The 16,144-nt window shown below is 60.9% G+C and carries 13 protein-coding genes; 3 read left to right on the plus strand and 10 right to left on the minus strand.

The window, feature by feature from the left end:
• Nucleotides 1-35: 35 nt before the first annotated feature.
• The 3 genes from ACP15W_RS06705 to xylF all read right to left on the minus strand — a co-directional run bounded on the left by ACP15W_RS06705 (nt 36) and on the right by xylF (nt 3,228).
• Nucleotides 36-818: an ATP-binding cassette domain-containing protein gene (locus ACP15W_RS06705; RefSeq protein ID WP_424932080.1), complete on the minus strand. Its 783-nt coding sequence runs from the start codon at nt 816-818 to the stop codon at nt 36-38.
• The gene (locus tag ACP15W_RS06710) at nt 818-2,116 is read right to left on the minus strand and encodes a sugar ABC transporter permease (RefSeq protein ID WP_424932081.1); all 1,299 of its coding nucleotides are present in this window, start codon (nt 2,114-2,116) and stop codon (nt 818-820) included. Before ACP15W_RS06710 ends, ACP15W_RS06705 begins: the two co-directional genes overlap by 1 nt.
• An 83-nt stretch (nt 2,117-2,199) precedes the next feature.
• Nucleotides 2,200-3,228, minus strand: a complete 1,029-nt coding sequence (gene xylF / locus ACP15W_RS06715; RefSeq protein ID WP_424932082.1) for a D-xylose ABC transporter substrate-binding protein — start codon at nt 3,226-3,228, stop codon at nt 2,200-2,202.
• 191 nt (nt 3,229-3,419) lie between these two features.
• Here xylF and ACP15W_RS06720 point away from each other — a divergent pair, with 191 nt between their 5' ends.
• Nucleotides 3,420-4,640: an ROK family protein gene (locus ACP15W_RS06720; protein ID WP_424932083.1), complete on the plus strand. Its 1,221-nt coding sequence runs from the start codon at nt 3,420-3,422 to the stop codon at nt 4,638-4,640.
• Entirely contained in the window at nt 4,630-6,168 is a 1,539-nt protein-coding gene (locus tag ACP15W_RS06725) for a CRTAC1 family protein (RefSeq protein WP_424932084.1), read from the plus strand. Before ACP15W_RS06720 ends, ACP15W_RS06725 begins: the two co-directional genes overlap by 11 nt.
• 7 nt (nt 6,169-6,175) lie before the next feature.
• On the opposite strand, the gene ACP15W_RS06730 is transcribed toward ACP15W_RS06725, so the two are convergent.
• The 4 genes from ACP15W_RS06730 to ACP15W_RS06745 all read right to left on the minus strand — a co-directional run bounded on the left by ACP15W_RS06730 (nt 6,176) and on the right by ACP15W_RS06745 (nt 11,038).
• A complete protein-coding gene (locus ACP15W_RS06730; RefSeq protein ID WP_424932291.1) occupies nt 6,176-7,417 on the minus strand; it encodes a cytochrome-c peroxidase in 1,242 nt (413 codons plus the stop codon).
• Between the two features lie 206 nt (nt 7,418-7,623).
• Nucleotides 7,624-8,490: a universal stress protein gene (locus tag ACP15W_RS06735; RefSeq protein ID WP_424932085.1), complete on the minus strand. Its 867-nt coding sequence runs from the start codon at nt 8,488-8,490 to the stop codon at nt 7,624-7,626.
• A gap of 13 nt (nt 8,491-8,503) precedes the next feature.
• On the minus strand, nt 8,504-9,997 hold the full coding sequence (locus tag ACP15W_RS06740; protein WP_424932086.1) for a SulP family inorganic anion transporter: 1,494 nt from the start codon (nt 9,995-9,997) through the stop codon (nt 8,504-8,506).
• Between the two features lie 177 nt (nt 9,998-10,174).
• A complete protein-coding gene (locus tag ACP15W_RS06745; RefSeq protein ID WP_424932087.1) occupies nt 10,175-11,038 on the minus strand; it encodes an NAD(P)-dependent oxidoreductase in 864 nt (287 codons plus the stop codon).
• Nucleotides 11,039-11,133: 95 nt separating this feature from the next.
• On the opposite strand from ACP15W_RS06745, the gene ACP15W_RS06750 reads away from it, so the two are divergent.
• A complete protein-coding gene (locus ACP15W_RS06750; protein ID WP_424932088.1) occupies nt 11,134-13,593 on the plus strand; it encodes a penicillin acylase family protein in 2,460 nt (819 codons plus the stop codon).
• Between the two features lie 84 nt (nt 13,594-13,677).
• Here the strand turns inward: ACP15W_RS06750 and ACP15W_RS06755 are convergent, their stop codons facing one another.
• The 3 genes from ACP15W_RS06755 to hemB all read right to left on the minus strand — a co-directional run bounded on the left by ACP15W_RS06755 (nt 13,678) and on the right by hemB (nt 16,037).
• On the minus strand, nt 13,678-14,238 hold the full coding sequence (locus ACP15W_RS06755) for a twin-arginine translocation pathway signal (protein ID WP_424932089.1): 561 nt from the start codon (nt 14,236-14,238) through the stop codon (nt 13,678-13,680).
• A 147-nt stretch (nt 14,239-14,385) separates the two neighbouring features.
• Nucleotides 14,386-15,033 (minus strand): LysE family translocator, encoded by a 648-nt coding sequence (locus ACP15W_RS06760; protein ID WP_424932090.1) that lies wholly within the window; start codon nt 15,031-15,033, stop codon nt 14,386-14,388.
• Nucleotides 15,030-16,037, minus strand: a complete 1,008-nt coding sequence (gene hemB / locus ACP15W_RS06765; protein WP_424932091.1) for a porphobilinogen synthase — start codon at nt 16,035-16,037, stop codon at nt 15,030-15,032. Before hemB ends, ACP15W_RS06760 begins: the two co-directional genes overlap by 4 nt.
• Nucleotides 16,038-16,144: the final 107 nt, after the last annotated feature.

Raw genomic sequence — 16,144 nt, forward strand, 5'->3', positions numbered from 1 at the left:
GAAGGTGCGCCCCGGTTCCCGCGGGGCGCCAGTTCTTAGAGGGTGGTTTCGCCAGGTTTCTTTCCGAGGATGATCATCGACAGCAGATCATCGTCAGTGACATCCTCAATATTAACCGTGCCAACGAGCGCGCCGTTTTTCATGACGCTGGCCCGGTCGCAGAGTTGCATGACCGAGTGAACGTCGTGGTCGATCAGGAAGATGCCTATGCCCTGTGCCTTCAGGGTCTGGATCAGTTCTGCGACCATCTGAGTTTCGTGTGGGCCAAGCGCGGCTGTCGGCTCGTCCATGATCAGGATGCGCGCGTTGAAATAGACCGCGCGGGCGATGGCAACCGACTGGCGCTGGCCGCCCGAGAGCGCGGAGACCGGTTCCTTGAACTTGCGGAAGTTGGGGTTGAGTCGTCCCATGATCTTCCGGCACTCGGCTTCCATGGCGGCATCATCCACGAGCCCGATCGGCGTGACAAGCTCCCGGCCAAGGAAGAGGTTCGAGGCGGCATCGAGATTGTCCGCCAAAGCGAGCGTCTGGTAGATCGTCTCGATATTGTTCGCGCGTGCGTCTCGCGGATTGTGGATCTCGACCGGCTTGCCGTCGATCAGGATCTCGCCGCCGTCCTTGTGGTAAGCACCCGACAGCACCTTGATCAGAGTCGATTTCCCGGCACCATTGTGGCCGAGGAGTCCTACGACCTCGCCTGGATGCAGGTCGACCGTGACGTGGTCCACGGCCTTGATCCCGCCGAAGGAGACCGAGATGTCGCGCATTTCGACCAGAGGTGTCGCGCCCTGGTCGCGGAGCTCTTTCGGAGTTGCCATCACTTCGCTCCCAACCGCTTGCGATAGACCGTGTCGATCAGGACCGCGAGAACAAGGACGGTGCCCACGACGATGTTCTGGAAAGGCGCATCAACGCCGACCATTGCCATGCCCGATTGAAGCGCCTGCATGATGAGCGCGCCGAGGATCGCGCCGTGGATCGTGCCGACACCGCCTGAAAGCGCCGTGCCTCCGATGACCGCCGCGGCAATCACGCGCAGTTCGTCAAGCGTCCCGATGTCGTTGGAATGGTTGGCGAGACGGGCTGAAGCGACAACAGCGGAAAGTGCGCAGAGAAAGCCCATGAGCGCGAAGACCTTGACCGTGAGCAGCCGGGTGTTGATGCCTGAAAGCTCGGCCGCGTCGGGATTCCCGCCGGTGGCAAAGATGTAGCGGCCCAGCCTTGTCTTTCTAGCCACGATAGTCAGTACGACCGCGACCGCGATCAGGATGAGCACCGAAATCGGCAGGCCGTAGCCGACTTCGAGCCCCTCCGGCATCACTTCCCCGCGGGCCTCGAACATCCGCTCGAGCCGGCGTTCGGGAATCATGTAGGAGTTGAGAATGGCGATGAATCCGAAAATCGAGCCAAGGATCATTGCCGATAGGGTGATTTCCGCCCAGACGGGCTTGACCGGAAAGCCGTGACTGGCCTTAGAGCGGCGGGCATTCCATTGCGCGAAGAGGGCTAGGCCGGCCGCGATCACCGCCACGACCCAACTCCATGTTGTGCCCAGCGTGCCGTTGATGCCGCCAAACATCAGGAAATTGCTGTCAAGCGGGCCGATCGTCTGACCTGAGGTCAGATACCAGGCGACATTGCGCCAGACGAGAAACCCGCCGAGTGTCACGATGAAGGCCGGGATCGCCAGATAGCCGACCATCCAGCCATGAAACGCGCCGATCAGCGTGCCGACGAGAAAACCGGAGGCCATGGCCAGTATCCATGTCATCGGATGGCCGAAGCCAAGACCGAGCGCATGGGGCAGGATCTGCGTTTGCACCATTGCCATTACGGCGGAACTGGTTGCGAGCAGTGCACCCACCGAGAGATCAATGTTGCGTGTGACGATGATGAAAACCATGCCGCAAGCCATGATCGCCACCGAGACGGTCTGGATCGACAGGTTGAAGATATTGCGTGGCGTCAGGAAGCGGCCATCGGTGAGGAGGTCGAACCCAATGCACAATAGAATGAAGGCACCGGCCATTCCCAAAAGGCGCGTGTCAAGTTCCAGCTTTTGGAACAGGTTACGTGCGTTGCTGGTGGTGGCTGGCTGAGATGTGGTGTCGGTCATGCCCGAACTCCCCCGATTCAGCACGAGATTTCGTCAGGCTGCCCCAAATTTCCGGGGGCAGCCATTCCCTTTCCGGGGTGTCGTCAGTTACACGGAGCAGGACCGTCCGAGACGCCCTGGCAAAGTGCTTCCTGGGTGATCCATCCTGCTTCCACGACTGTGGGGAGATTGTCCGCGGTGATCGGGATGGGTTCCAGGAAGAGCGAGGTCATCGTCGTGCCTCCCGGAGAGGTCCAAGATTCGGCACCGTCAATGTCCGCCATCGCGGTGCCGCCCGCAAGTTCCACGGCAATCTCGCCCGCGGCCCTGCCGAGATCGCGCGCATCCTTCCACACAGAGACCGTCTGGGTGCCAAGTGCAACGCGGTTAAGCGCCGCGTGATCGCCGTCCTGCCCGGAGACCGGGATACCCTGCATTCCCTGCGCAGTTAGCGCCGCCACGACGCCGCCCGCAGTGCCATCATTTGAGGCCACGACCGCATCGACCGCGTTGTCGTTCGCGGTCAGTATCTGTTCCATGTTGCGCTGGGCGTTCGCCGGTAGCCAACCGTCGGTGTAAGCTTCGCCCACGATGGTGATGTCGCCCGCGTCTATCGCGTCCTGCAGGATTTCCTGCTGGCCGCCGCGCAGGAAGTCCGCGTTCGGATCCGTGGGCGAGCCCTTGATCATGACATAGTTGCCGGTGGGCTGTTCTTCGAAGACCGCGCGGGCCTGCATCCGTCCGACCTCGACATTGTCGAAAGTCAGATAGAAGGCCCGGTCATCCTCAATCAGACGGTCGTAGGCAATGACCGGAATTCCCTCATCGGCTGCGGCCTGAACAGCCGGTCCGATGGCCTGGGTGTCCTGCGCCAGAACGATCAGTGCGTCGACGCCTTGGGCGATGAGGCTTTCGATATCGGCAAGCTGCTTGGCCGAGGAGGACTGTGCGTCCGCCGAGATGTAGCTTGCGCCGCCGGCTTCCAAGGCGCCAACAATCGCGGCCTCGTCGGTTTTCCAGCGCTCTTCCTGGAAATTCGACCAGCTCACGCCGACGGAAATGTCCTGTGCGTTGGCCGGGAATGCGGCCACGGCAAGCAGGGCAATGGCTGATGTGCCACCGAGAAATTTCATTGCTTTCCTCCCAGTTTTCTTTTCGCCAGGCCCGCCTCGAGAGGTGCTCCGGCGCAATCAACGTCTACGCTTATTTATTTTATCTGTCAAAATATTTGTGCTACAATTCCCGGCACAGCACCGCGAAGGTGCGGTGGAGGCGGGATTCTACACCGATTTCAGGCTCGTAATCAGGGGAGGCGGAAACGACCATGGGGCGGATTGAGCCATCGGGAGGGGCGGCAGACCTGCGCGACCACGGGCGGCTCGCCGTGCTGAATGCGATCCGGCTCGCCGGGCGAATCGCTCGGATCGACATCTCGCGTGCAGTCGGATTGAGCCCTGCAACGGTCACTGCCATCACCGCGGAAATGATTGCCGCGGGTGTGCTCGAGGAAATCCGGCAAGAAGAGAAACCCAGTCAATCAAGGCGAGGTCGCCCGCGTGTGCTGCTGAAACTGCGGGGAGGCGCGCACCGCGTTGCAGGCGTCAAGGTCGCGCAGCGCTATATCTCGGTGTTGATCCTCGACTTCGAGGGCCGCGAAATTATTCGTCACCAGATGTCATTGGCCAGGGCCAAGATGCAATCCGTTGAACTTGTGGATCAGGTCACGTTGGCAGTGGAGCAAGCCTGCGGAAAGGGAGGCTTCAGGCCTGACGATCTCTCGGGTATCGGCATCGGCCTAGCCGGCCAAATCGACGCGATCCGTAATTTCGTGCATTGGTCTTCATCGCTCATTCATCGCAACGCCGATCTCGCATCGGTTCTCGCGCAGAGACTCCCTGTTCCGGCCTTTCTCGACAATGACGCCAATCTCGTGGCCAAGGCCGAGCATCTCTTCGGCGCCGTCCGGAATGTGAACAACTTCCTCGTGGTCACGATAGAGCATGGGGTTGGGCTCGGGATCATCCTGGATGGCGAGTTATACCGCGGTGCACGAGGCTGCGGTGCAGAACTCGGCCACACCAAGGTCCAGTATGAGGGTGCGCTTTGCCAATGCGGGCAAAGGGGGTGCCTGGAAGCCTATGTCGGCGGTTATGCAATGCTGCGCGAAGCCAATGTCGAGATTGCCGGGAGCAACATCCAAGGAGATATTTCTGATTTCCTCGCTGCGGCACAGGCCGGTAACCAGACTGCCCTATCGGTTCTTGAGCGGGCGGGGCGCATTCTCGCGATGGGGATAGCAAATCTGATAAACGTCTTCGATCCGGAGTTGATCATTCTGGCAGGCGCACGGGTCTCTTTCCGGCACTTCTACGAGCGGAACGTGATGCCAGAAATGCAGCGAATGGTGGTCCAGGTCGATGCCCCGTTGCCGGAAATCCGGGTTCACGAATGGGGCGACGAAATGTGGGCAAAGGGAGCTGCGGCGTATGCAATCGAGCAGGTCTCCGTGCTTACTGTGCGGGAATTGGCGAAAGATGCGGTCTAGGATCCTGATGGTCGCCCTCTTGGGCGCAAGCGCGGGCAACGCGTTGGCGGAGGACAAACCTGTTTCTGTGCCGGTCTTTGATCAACGCCCGTTGCTGGATCATGTCTATGATGGTGGCTGGGAACATTTTGTTGGCGGCGGTCTCGCAGCTTTTGATTGCGATGGTGATGCCTTCCCCGATCTCTTCGCTGCAGGGGGCGCGAACCCTGCAAAGCTTTTGCGGAACACGACAGATCTGCCTGGTGGCGAACTCACTTTCCACGACGAAACACCCGAAGTGATGAGAATAACGGGCGTTACGGGTGCCTATCCGCTCGATGTCGATGGGGATGGAGTGCTCGACCTTGCGATTTTGCGCGTCGGGCCGGACATGCTGATGCGGGGCAAAAGCAAATGCGCGTTCGAGCCCTTTACCGACTTGGGGTTCACCTCCGGAGACCATTGGACTACGGCATTTTCCGCTACCTGGGAGGAGGGGGAAAGCCTGCCGACACTCGCCTTCGGAACTTACGTGGATCGTAGCGATCCAGATGGGCCTTTCGAGGCCTGCGATGTGACGCTGCTCTACAGGCCCAAAGGCGGACACTACGGCGAACCTCTGCGCCTCGAGCCGGGCTTTTGCGCACTTTCGATGCTGTTCTCGGACTGGTCGCGCACCGGGAAGGCCGATCTGAGGGTCAGCAACGATCGACATTATTACGTCCGGGGCGGGCAGGAGCAGATGTGGGCCATGGGGGCCGATCCCCGCCTCTATACTGCCGACGATGGCTGGCGAAGCTATAGCCTATGGGGCATGGGTATCGCCTCCCGCGATCTCTCGGGTGACGGCTTCCCAGAGGTCTATCTTACCTCCATCGGCGATCAGAAATTCCAGGCATTCGATCCGGCCCCGGGCGGACCGGTCTGGCGCGACGTGACCTACGATTTTGGCACCACCGCGCACAGGCCCCACACGGGGGAGGATGGACGTCCTTCGACAGGCTGGCATGCAGCCTTTGGTGATGTGAACACCGACGGGCGCGATGATATCTTCGTGGCAAAGGGCAACGTCGAGCAGATGCCTGATGCGGCGATAGAAGACCCGAACACGCTGCTTCTGCAGGGGCAGGACGGGCGCTTCACGGAGGTCGCGAAAGAGGCCGGGGTTGCTTCGATGGCCCGCTCTAGAGGTGCGGCTCTGGTCGATCTCAATCTTGACGGCGCACTGGATATTGCGGTGGTGAACCGTCGCGCGCGTATGGAAGTCTGGCAGAACGCGCCTCCATCGGGAAACTGGTTGAAGGTCTGGGTGTCAGCTCCGGAGCCAAACACCCAGGCCGTCGGAGCATTCGTGGAGGTGCGTCGCTCAGGCGGTATCCAAGCACAGGAAATCACTGTGGGAGGTGGTCATGCCGGGGGCGCGGCTGTGCCGCTGCATTTCGGCCTGGCTACAGACGAAGAGGTCGACGTCCGGGTCATCTGGCCGGGCGGTGCGTCAACTGAATGGCGCAGGATCAAAGCAAATGGTGAGGTGAAATTCGAGAAATAGCCATCTGCTATCTGTCCACCGGGAGGCCGCTCGGGACGGTTTCGGGGACGCCGAGACGCTCCGCCGGGTCCGTCAGGGCCGCCAGAAACGCAATTAGCGCGTCGATATCCGACTTGCCCAGAATGGTGGGCTTCAGCTCGTTTGCTTCAGCAATAAGTTCGCGTTCTTCCGGGTCGCTTGCAACGACAAAGTCCTCCGCGCCTTCCAGTTCAGGAAGGACCGCAAGTTCGGCGGAATAGTTTTCGAGCGCGACCAAAGGAGCAAGGTGGTGCTGGATCACCGTTTCAAGGTCTGGATACGCACCGTCATGCCCATAAGGCGCTGTGAGGGCCACATTGCGCAGGGAGGGTGTCCGAAAAGCGAAGGCGTCCTCCGCGTTGCCGGTTACACGCATCCGGCCCTCATCGCGCGCATGGGCTTCGAACCGGGCAGCCTTGCCTGGTCCGATTTGCGGCATCGCGATGGCGTGGAAGTCATGATCCGTCTGGAACCAACCGGAATGGCATTCCGCGCATCCGGCTTCACCGTAGAAGAGGGCCATGCCACGCGCAGCGTCAGGGGAAAGCTCGCCTTCTCCCCGCAAGGCCCTGTCGAAGGGACTGTCATCCGCCCGCCATTCGTGGCGGATGAAATCGGCAATAAGGTTTGAGATCAATGGAAAACCTTCCGCTTCGCCGGGCATTTTCAATGTTTCCAGCGCCTGCGCATACGCGGGAATGGCGTGAACGCGTGCGGTAAGTTGATCCCAAGCCCCACCCTTGCGGCTCAGAAAACCCTGCCGAACCGACTGGCTGATTTCGTTCTCCGAATAGTGACCGGCCATTTCATCGGCGGAGAGGACCGGGAACATGCTTTGCGCCGAGAGGACGGAGTCGAAACCCTCGACCATTTCTGCTCCGAGCGGTGTGCGGATACCACCGGGGTGGTCCGGGTCCGCCTCCAATCGCCCGTCGTGGAACATGACGGTGAACTCTTCGGCGCCGAGGTTCCACAGCCCCGGCGCATTGCGTGGAATGCGCTCCTCCGGGATGTTGTCTGGGTCTACATGCCTCTCTGGACCGAGCCGAGTCCCGCCCTCGCCAAGCGAGAGCGAAACGCCATCTGATGTACCGAATCGCGGGTGATGGCAGGTGGCGCAGGAGATATTGCGGTTGCCCGAAAGGATAGGGTCATAGAAGAGCAACCGGCCCACACGCACCCGCTCCATATCGGGCGTGATGAACCTCGGCTCAGGTCCGAGATCCGGCATATCGGTCGCGAGGGCCGGGGTGCCTGCGGAGACCAGGGCAAGCAATGCGACAACGTGGACACTGTCGCGACATGGCACGGTCTCGACCTCCTGCAATGCGCCCCGTCCCCGGATCCCGAACACGCTCCAAGCCTCCATGATACTCGTTGGCCCGAGATCATTTCCACTTGTGGAATGGTGTCAACTCTGCCGTCCGGCTCGAACCACTAGCGGAAGATTACCACCGGTACCTTGCAGAGGCGTGCCATGCTCGATGAAGTGGAGCCAAGGAAAAGCCGTTTGATGCGGTTGTGGCCCGACGCGCCCATCACAAGAAGGTCTGTACCATCGGCCTCGATCCGGTCCGCGATGGTCTTGTCGGGCTCGCCTGAGACGAAATTGATGGTCACGGGTCCAGCTTTCGGCGCAATCAAGGCGGCCGCACCCTCCATCTGGGCTTGCATCGCGGAGGTGCGCTCGCCCACATGCAGTAATGTGCAAGGCAGGCCGTCGAGCATGGAGCCTGCTGCGATCCGGTCGATCGAATTCATCACTGCACGGCTGCCGTCGAAGGCTACAAGGTAGCTTTCGACTTCCTTGAAGGCACGGTTTGCGACGAGGACAGGGCGAGTAACCGAGCGCAGGATCCGTTCGAGATTGGAGCCGAGATGCTCGTGTGCGAAGGCCGAAGCCTCGCCGCGCTTGCCGACGACGAGCAGACGCGCATCCTTCTCGAATTCGGAGATTGTACTTAGGAGGTCGTCGTTGCGGAGGCGCTCCTCGATCTGGGTGACACCGTCATTGCGAAGTCGCGTCGCGGCATCTTCGAGAATGAGCCGGCCACGGGCATGATTGAGCTTTGCACGCTCGGCATCGGATTTTGCCAGTTCATCAAGCAGTGCTGTGCGAGCCCCAAGCTTGAGACTGCCGCTTAGATCTGCGGGGACGCTCGATTGCTCGCGCCGCCCAAGGATATGAAACAGTTCGACCCCGAGGCCCAGGCGCTTGGAGGCCCACGCTGCATGATCGCACACGCTGGCCGAATAGGACGAGCCATCGACCAGGGCGATGATACGTGTCGGGTTGTCTGCCATCGGTTTCGCTCCCTCAATGCCCGAGCATTTCTTCCATGGCGCCGGGTTTGTCATGGACCCCCAGCTTGTCGACGATGGTCTCAGAGGCCTCGTTCATGCCCACAAGGTTCACATCCGTGCCCTCCCGGCGGAACTTGAGCACGACCATGTCCACGGCCGCAACAGAGGATATGTCCCAGATATGCGCGGCACTCACGTCGATGGTAACCTCATCCAGTGCTTCCTTGAAGTCGAACGCGCGGGAAAACTCATCAGCACTTGCGAAGAAAAGCTGACCCTCGACGCGGTACATGCGTGCACGACCATCCGGTGTGACGGTTGATGTGACACGAAAGATCTGCGCGATCTTGCCGGCGAAAAAGATGCCTGAAAGCAGGACACCGACCATCACACCGATGGCGAGATTGTGGGTGTAGACCACGAGCGCAACGGTCGCGAGCATGACGATCGAGGACGAGCGCGGATGGGTGCGGAGGTTCTTGATCGAAGACCAGGAGAAGGTTCCGATCGAAACCATGATCATGATCGCAACGAGAGCGGCCATCGGAATTTGCTTCACCCAGTCATTGAGCACCAGGATCATGAAAAGGAGACCGACGCCAGCGGTGAGAGCCGAAAGCCGCCCGCGACCGCCAGATTTCACGTTAATGATTGACTGCCCGATCATGGCGCAGCCGGCCATGCCCCCAAGGAAACCGGTTACGGTGTTCGAGATGCCCTGACCCACGCATTCGCGGTCCTTGTCCGAGTTCGTATCGGTCAGTTCGTCGACGATCTGTGCGGTCATCAGGCTTTCCAGAAGACCCACCGCAGCAACTCCGACGGAATAGGGAAAGATGATCTGCAGCGTTTCGAAATTGAGCGGGATGTCGGGCAATAGGAATACGGGCAGGGAGGACGGCAACTCACCCAGGTCATCGACAGTCCGCACATCGAAGCCGAAGATCATGCTCGCGAGGGTCAGAATGATGATGCAGAGGAGCGGCGATGGTATCGCCTTGGTAACATAGGGTGCGCCGTAGATGATCCCGAGGCCCACGGCTACGAGCACATAGGTAAGCACAGGCACGTTCGTGAGTTCCGGAAGCTGCGCCATGAAGATCAGGATGGCGAGGGCGTTGACAAAGCCGGTCATGACCGAACGCGAGACGAAGCGCATCAGTTTCGCAAGTCCGACAAAGCCTGCGACGATCTGGAGCAATCCGGCAAGTATTGTCGCTGCGAGCAAATATTCAAGGCCGTAGTCTCGCACGAGCGTCGTCATCAGGACGGCAGTTGCCGCGGTCGCGGCCGAGATCATGCCTGGTCGGCCACCGGTGAACGCGATCAGCGTCGCGATGGAGAAGGAGGCGTAAAGCGCGACCTTCGGATCGACGCCCGCGATGATGGCAAAGGCAATGGCTTCGGGAATGAGCGCGAGTGCGACAACGATGCCCGCAAGCATGTCCGCCCGAACGTTACCGAACCATTCGTGACGGAGTTCATGGCGGAGGTTGGGGAGGTTCATGAAATCTGCCTTGTCTCGGGAAGGGCCGCGAGCGCGCGACACTAGGGCCTCGGGCGTGCGGTCGGGCCGCGTTTGAGCTTCTTCAAGGGCGCGAGCGGCTCCGAGTCAAGCGCTCGGAGCCGTGATAAAGGTTGAATGTGTTGGTTGAGCGGCAGTTTCGGGCCTGAAGCGCCCTGTTCAGCGGAGTCGCTTGATCAAGCTCGAGGTATCCCAGCGACCACCGCCCATTTTCTGAACGTCATGGTAGAACTGATCGACGAGCGCGGTAACCGGCAGGGATGTGCCGTTACGATTGGCCTCGGCCAAGCAGATTGCGAGATCCTTGCGCATCCAGTCGACCGCAAAGCCGAAGTCGAACTCATCCTCCAGCATGGTTCTGCCGCGGTTTTCCATCTGCCAGGACCCAGCAGCTCCCTTCGAGATCACATCGAGCACTGCCTGACCATCGAGCCCGGCACTTTGGGTGAAGGCAAGTGCCTCGGACAGCCCCTGGATAAGCCCTGCGATCGTAATCTGGTTGACCATTTTGGTAAGTTGTCCGGCTCCTGCGGGGCCCATGAGCCTGCAAGAGCGGGCATAGGCCTCAATCACCGGAGCGGCACGGGCAAACTCCGTTTCTTCGCCACCGCACATTACTGTTAGAACACCGTTTTCCGCCCCGGCCTGGCCACCGGATACGGGCGCATCGATGAAGTGGGAGCCCTTGGAACTTGCGTATTCGCTCAACTCTCGCGCGACTTCTGCGGAGGCTGTGGTGTGATCGACGAAGATTGCACCCTGGGAAAGGCCGGTGAATGCACCGTTCTTCCCGATCGTGACAGACCGCAGGTCCTCATCGTTCCCGACGCAGCAGAAGGCAATCTCGGCTTCGTGAACCGCAGCCGCAGGAGTCTCGGCGGATTGATGGCCGTGTTCGGCTACCCATTGGTCGGATTTCGATTTTGTTCTATTGTAAACAGTAACTTGATGTCCGGCTTTTGCGAGGTGACCGGCCATGGGATATCCCATCACTCCGAGTCCGATAAAGGCAACACGTGCCATAAGATACCCACCCTTTTTGACGTGCGGCGTTGTGTCTGCACTAGTGGCCTGCTATCCGAGAGGCGTCAACCCGATCGGGAGAGGGCGTTTCGCGCATGGCGTTTTTGTTCCGCTGGTTCATGCGGGCTTTCATTTTTCTGACGGTCTTGGTGATCATAGCGGCGGGTCTGGCCTATTACCTCGCAGAGCAGTCGCTTCCCGATTATAACAAGGAGTATCTCGTCTCCGGCCCCACGGGCGAGGTGGAGATTATACGGGATCGGTATGGCGTCCCGCATATTCTAGCAGAGAGCGATCATGATGCGCTTTTCGGGCTGGGCTTTGTGCACGCGCAAGATCGGCTCTGGCAGATGTTCATCATGCGCCGGGCGGCGCAGGGCAGGCTTTCCGAGCTGTTCGGTCCCGGGACATTGGAAATCGACCAACTCATGCGGGCGCTCGACATCTACGGCTCCTCACGTGAGGCCGCGGCAATCCAGAGCTCCGAGATTACGGCCGATCTGAACGCTTATGCTGACGGCGTGAATGCCTGGCTGAGAATCGTCCAGCGCGATGCGCTTGGGCGTGGCGCGCCTGAATTGTTTCTGTTCGACTCCGCCATCGCACCGTGGATCCCAGCCGACTCGATCGCGATCCAGAAGCTGATGGGGCTGCGGCTTTCCGACAATGCCGCGCGCGAAACGTTGCGTGCGCGGTTGTCGCTTCGGATCCCAGCGGAAAGGGTTCGGGACATATTGCCGGAGGAGACGAGCCAGCCTGTTATGGGGCTTCCCGAGTTCTCCGAGATGTTTCCGGATTTGCGCGAGGGCCCAGTGGAACCGCCTGTGCGTCATGCGCTCTATCCACTGGCTCCTGTAGGTCAGGCAGGGGCCTCAAACGCATTCGCCGCGGCGGCGGATCGCACGGCGGCCGGGGTGCCACTGCTTGCAAATGATCCTCATCTCGCACTTACCGCCCCCACTGCATTCTATCTGGCGCGGCTCGACCTGGAGAGCGGCCCAGCCATAGGTGCAACGCTTCCCGGTGTGCCATCCATCGTCATTGGGCGGAACGAGAATATCGGCTGGGGTCTGACGGCGAGTTATCTCGACAATCAAGATATCTATATTGAGCGACTGGACCCTGAAGATCCCGATCGCTACCTCACTCCTGAGGGATACGAACCTTTCCGGCAGCGCGATGCGGTGATCAATGTGCGAGGCGAGGATCCCGTGCACATGGTTCTGAAATGGACGCGCCACGGTCCGGTCATTCCGGGAAATCATTTCGAAGTCGAGCCGATCACGCCCCAAGGCCACGTGGCCGCACTTGCCTGGACCGGGCTGACGTCCGAGGATCGGTCGATAGAGGCGGCTATGGGGCTGATGCGCGCGGGTTCGATCCGCGAAGCGCGCAATGCCCTCCGCGCTCTTGTCGTGCCCTCACAGATGATCACGTTGGCGGACAAGGAAACCGTGGCGCTCCAGATGGCCGGTTCCGCACCGCGCCGTCATCCCGGGCATACCAGTCGAGGGCGTATTCCTTCACCAGGGTGGCTGGCGATAAACGACTGGCAAGGGATCCGACCCTTTTCCGAATACCCTTGGGTGATAGATCCGCCGAGTGGCATTGTCGCCAATACCAATAACCGGATTACCGATGCGCTCTGGCCCGACAATCTGAGTCATGACTGGGGCGATACGTTCCGCATCGTGCGTGCGGCTCGTTTATTGGGCGCGCGGGAATACCACACGCTCGACAGCTTTATCGAGATTCAGACCGATACCATTTCGGAACCCGCGCGCACCCTCCTGCCTCTGATCGCGCGGGATCTGTGGTATTCCGATGCGGCGGCGGAGGAGGGCAGTGCGGCGCGGCGTCGGCAGGACGCGCTCGAACGGCTGGCAGACTGGAACGGGGCCATGTCCGAGCACGACCCCGAGCCGCTGATATACGCCGCCTGGATGCGCGCGCTCCAGCGCCGGCTGATCATCGACGAGCTTGGGACTTACGCCGAACTTCTGCCGCAGCCCGAGCCTGTCTTCATCGAACGGGTCTTTCGCAATGTGGATGGGGCAGGCGACTGGTGCGATGTCGCGCAAACATCCGTGGTCGAGACCTGCTCCGACATGGCAAGCCGGGCACTTGATGACGCGCTGGTAGAACTGACGGAAGAATATGGCGGCCGGGTCGAGAGCTGGCGCTGGGGCGATGCCCACCAGGCGGTGCATCGCCACGAGACGCTTGGCACGATCCCGGTCCTGGGGCTGCTTACAAATATCCGGCAGACGACAGGTGGCGGAGATCATACCCTGATGCGCGGGCTCGCCACCGGGCGCGCGCCGGAGCCGTTCCTGAATGAACATGCCTCCGTGTTGCGTACCGTTTACGACTTCGCTGACCCGGATTCGAGCGTGATCATTCTCTCTACGGGCCAAAGCGGACATCCGCTTTCACGCCACTATGACGACATGTCGACCCTATGGCGGCGGGGGGAATACATTCCCATGTCGCTTGACACCGATCTCGCCCGGGCGGCGGGAGACGGGGTGACGCATCTCGTTCCGCAGGAGTGAATGCGGTCTTTGCCTGGCGGGGATTCAATTGAAATGGGCCGGTCTGACGAACCGGCCCGCATCAGGAATTAGAGCGGTTTATAGTCAGCGTACGATGCGGCTGTATTTGGCGCCGACAAAGCTCGCGTCCGCGATCAGGCCGCGCTGGCCAAACACGACCTCGACGATGGGCCGGTTGATCCGGGTCGAGTCAATGCCCGCGGATGCGCCACCCGCTCTGGGAACGGTGACGGCCGCGCCCGCGCCGAGCTGCCAGCCATCGGCCAGACGAAAATCCTGCAGCGACTGCGAAGTCAGGAAGAAGAGCGCCTGATTGTATTCGGCTGCGCCGAATGTGAAGCCGAAACCTGCGGAACTGAGCGAGTAGTATTCGACCTTTGCAGGGCCGATGATCAGTGCGCCCTCACCGTAGGCGCCGCTGGCGAAGAAACCTGCTTTGCGGATCTGCGGTATTATCAGAAGCCCTTGGGAACGAGCGCCGAGTTCCTGGGCGCCAGGCACGGTCTGGTAGAGTTCGCTGACTGCTCTGTCGACGGCGGAGTCGATACGTCCGCGCTCGCCCGAAGGATCCGGCGCGCGGGAGGTACAGGCCGCCAGGCCACACCCTGCGGCGGCCACAAAACTGCGGCGGGTCCAGTTGCTCATCGATGGCTCCTCAAACGAAAGAAAACTTGCCTCTAAGGCCGGTCAGATTGCCGACTTGGCTTTCGATAGCATGTTCCGGACGGGGCCGCCAAGTATTCGCGCCCGTTCCTCCCTTCAAATACGGGAGAATTGAAGGAGAGCCGACGCTCAACGCACCGTACGCTGCCCTGAAAACGCCGCAAACAGTCCCATTGCGATGAAGACGCTGCCCGAAACTGCACGGACCTTCTGCCGCATCGAATGCGTGTTCCCCAGCAGCCCAGAAACGCGGCTTGCACCTATTGCGTAGAGAGCGTCGGTGCAGAAGGCGATGCCGACGAAGAGCGTTCCGAGAAGAAGGATCTGGGAAACTTGCGGCGCGCCCGGATCCAGGAATTGCGGCAGAAAGGCGGCGAAAAACAGCGTGGTCTTGGGGTTCAGGAGGGCGACAAGAAATCCGTCCCGCCAGATGCGGCCTCGTGGCAGAGGAAAAAGCTTCGGCTGGCGATCCGGCGAGATCGGGGCAAGAAGCGTGCGGATACCGAGCCATACGAGATACGCCGCGCCAGCCCATTTGACCACGGTGAAAGCTGCTGCCGATGCTGAGAAGAGCGCCGCAAGCCCGAGAGCGGCACCCGTGGCGTTCGCGAGGTTGCCAGCAGCAACGCCGGCGACGGAGGCAAGCCCCGAACGGAGCCCCTGCGTCGCACTTCGCAGGACGATGTAGAGCACGCCTGGGCCCGGGGTTGCTGCCAGGACGAAGCTCGCGCCCAGAAAGGCTGCGAATACAATCCCGTCCGGCAGCGCCTCGATCATGCAGGAAAGCCCTCGATGAGTTGGGCCGCGAGCGGTGCGTGGTATGACAGGATGCCGTCGCACCCCGCGCGCTTGAAACCCAGCAGGCTTTCGAGAACGGCTTTCTCGCGGTCCAGCCATCCGTTTGCCGCCGCAGCTTCGAGCATCGCGTATTCGCCTGAAACCTGGTAGGCGAAGACAGGCACATCAAACTCGAGCTTGGCGCGCGCGCAGACGTCGAGATAGGGCAGGCCGGGCTTGACCATCACCATGTCAGCGCCTTCGGCCAGATCGATCGCGATCTCTCGCAATGCCTCCGCCCCATTGGCCGCATCCATCTGATAGGTTTTCTTGTCGCCCTTCAACGCGCCGGTGGCGCCGACCGCGTCGCGAAACGGACCATAGAAGCAGGAGGCGTATTTCGCCGCATAGCTCATGATTATCGTGTCGGGGAAATCATGTGTCTCCAAGGCAGCGCGGATCACGCCGATACGGCCATCCATCATGTCGGAGGGACCGAGAATGTCGCAGCCCGCCTCGGCCTGCACCAGCGCCATCTTCTCCAAGGCCATGAGTGTTTCGTCATTGACGATGACGCCGTCCCTCACGATCCCATCATGACCGTCGGAACTGTAGGGATCGAGCGCCACATCAAGCAGAACGCCGACGCCCGGCACTGCGGCCTTGATCGCGCGGGTGGCGCGGTTCACCAGGTTTTCCGGGTTCCAGGCTTCCGTCGCTTCCGGGTTCTTGTCGTTCTCATCCGTGTAGGGAAAAAGCGCGATGCATGGGATCCCGAGGTCGGCTGCGAGCTTGGCGGCCTCGACGGCCCGGTCGATGGAGAGCCGCGACACGCCGGGCAGCGACGCGACAGGTTCATCCACATTCTCGCCGGAGCGCACAAAGATCGGCCAGATCAGATCGGACACGCTCAGTCGGTTCTCGGCCACCATGTCGCGGATCCAGGTCGTGCGACGCAGTCGGCGAGGTCGGCCATGAGGAAAGGGGGCGGCGAGCGGTGTCATGTCTCGTGTCCTTCACTTGCGGTAGACCGGGTTTCGCACGGGACGGATGCGCCCTCAAGATCCCGGTTCGGACATTCATCCTTTTGCCCCGCCTCGCTTGACCTCGG

This window comes from Amaricoccus macauensis, from assembly GCF_049800915.1.
GTDB classification, from domain to species: Bacteria; Pseudomonadota; Alphaproteobacteria; order Rhodobacterales; family Rhodobacteraceae; genus Amaricoccus; species Amaricoccus macauensis_A.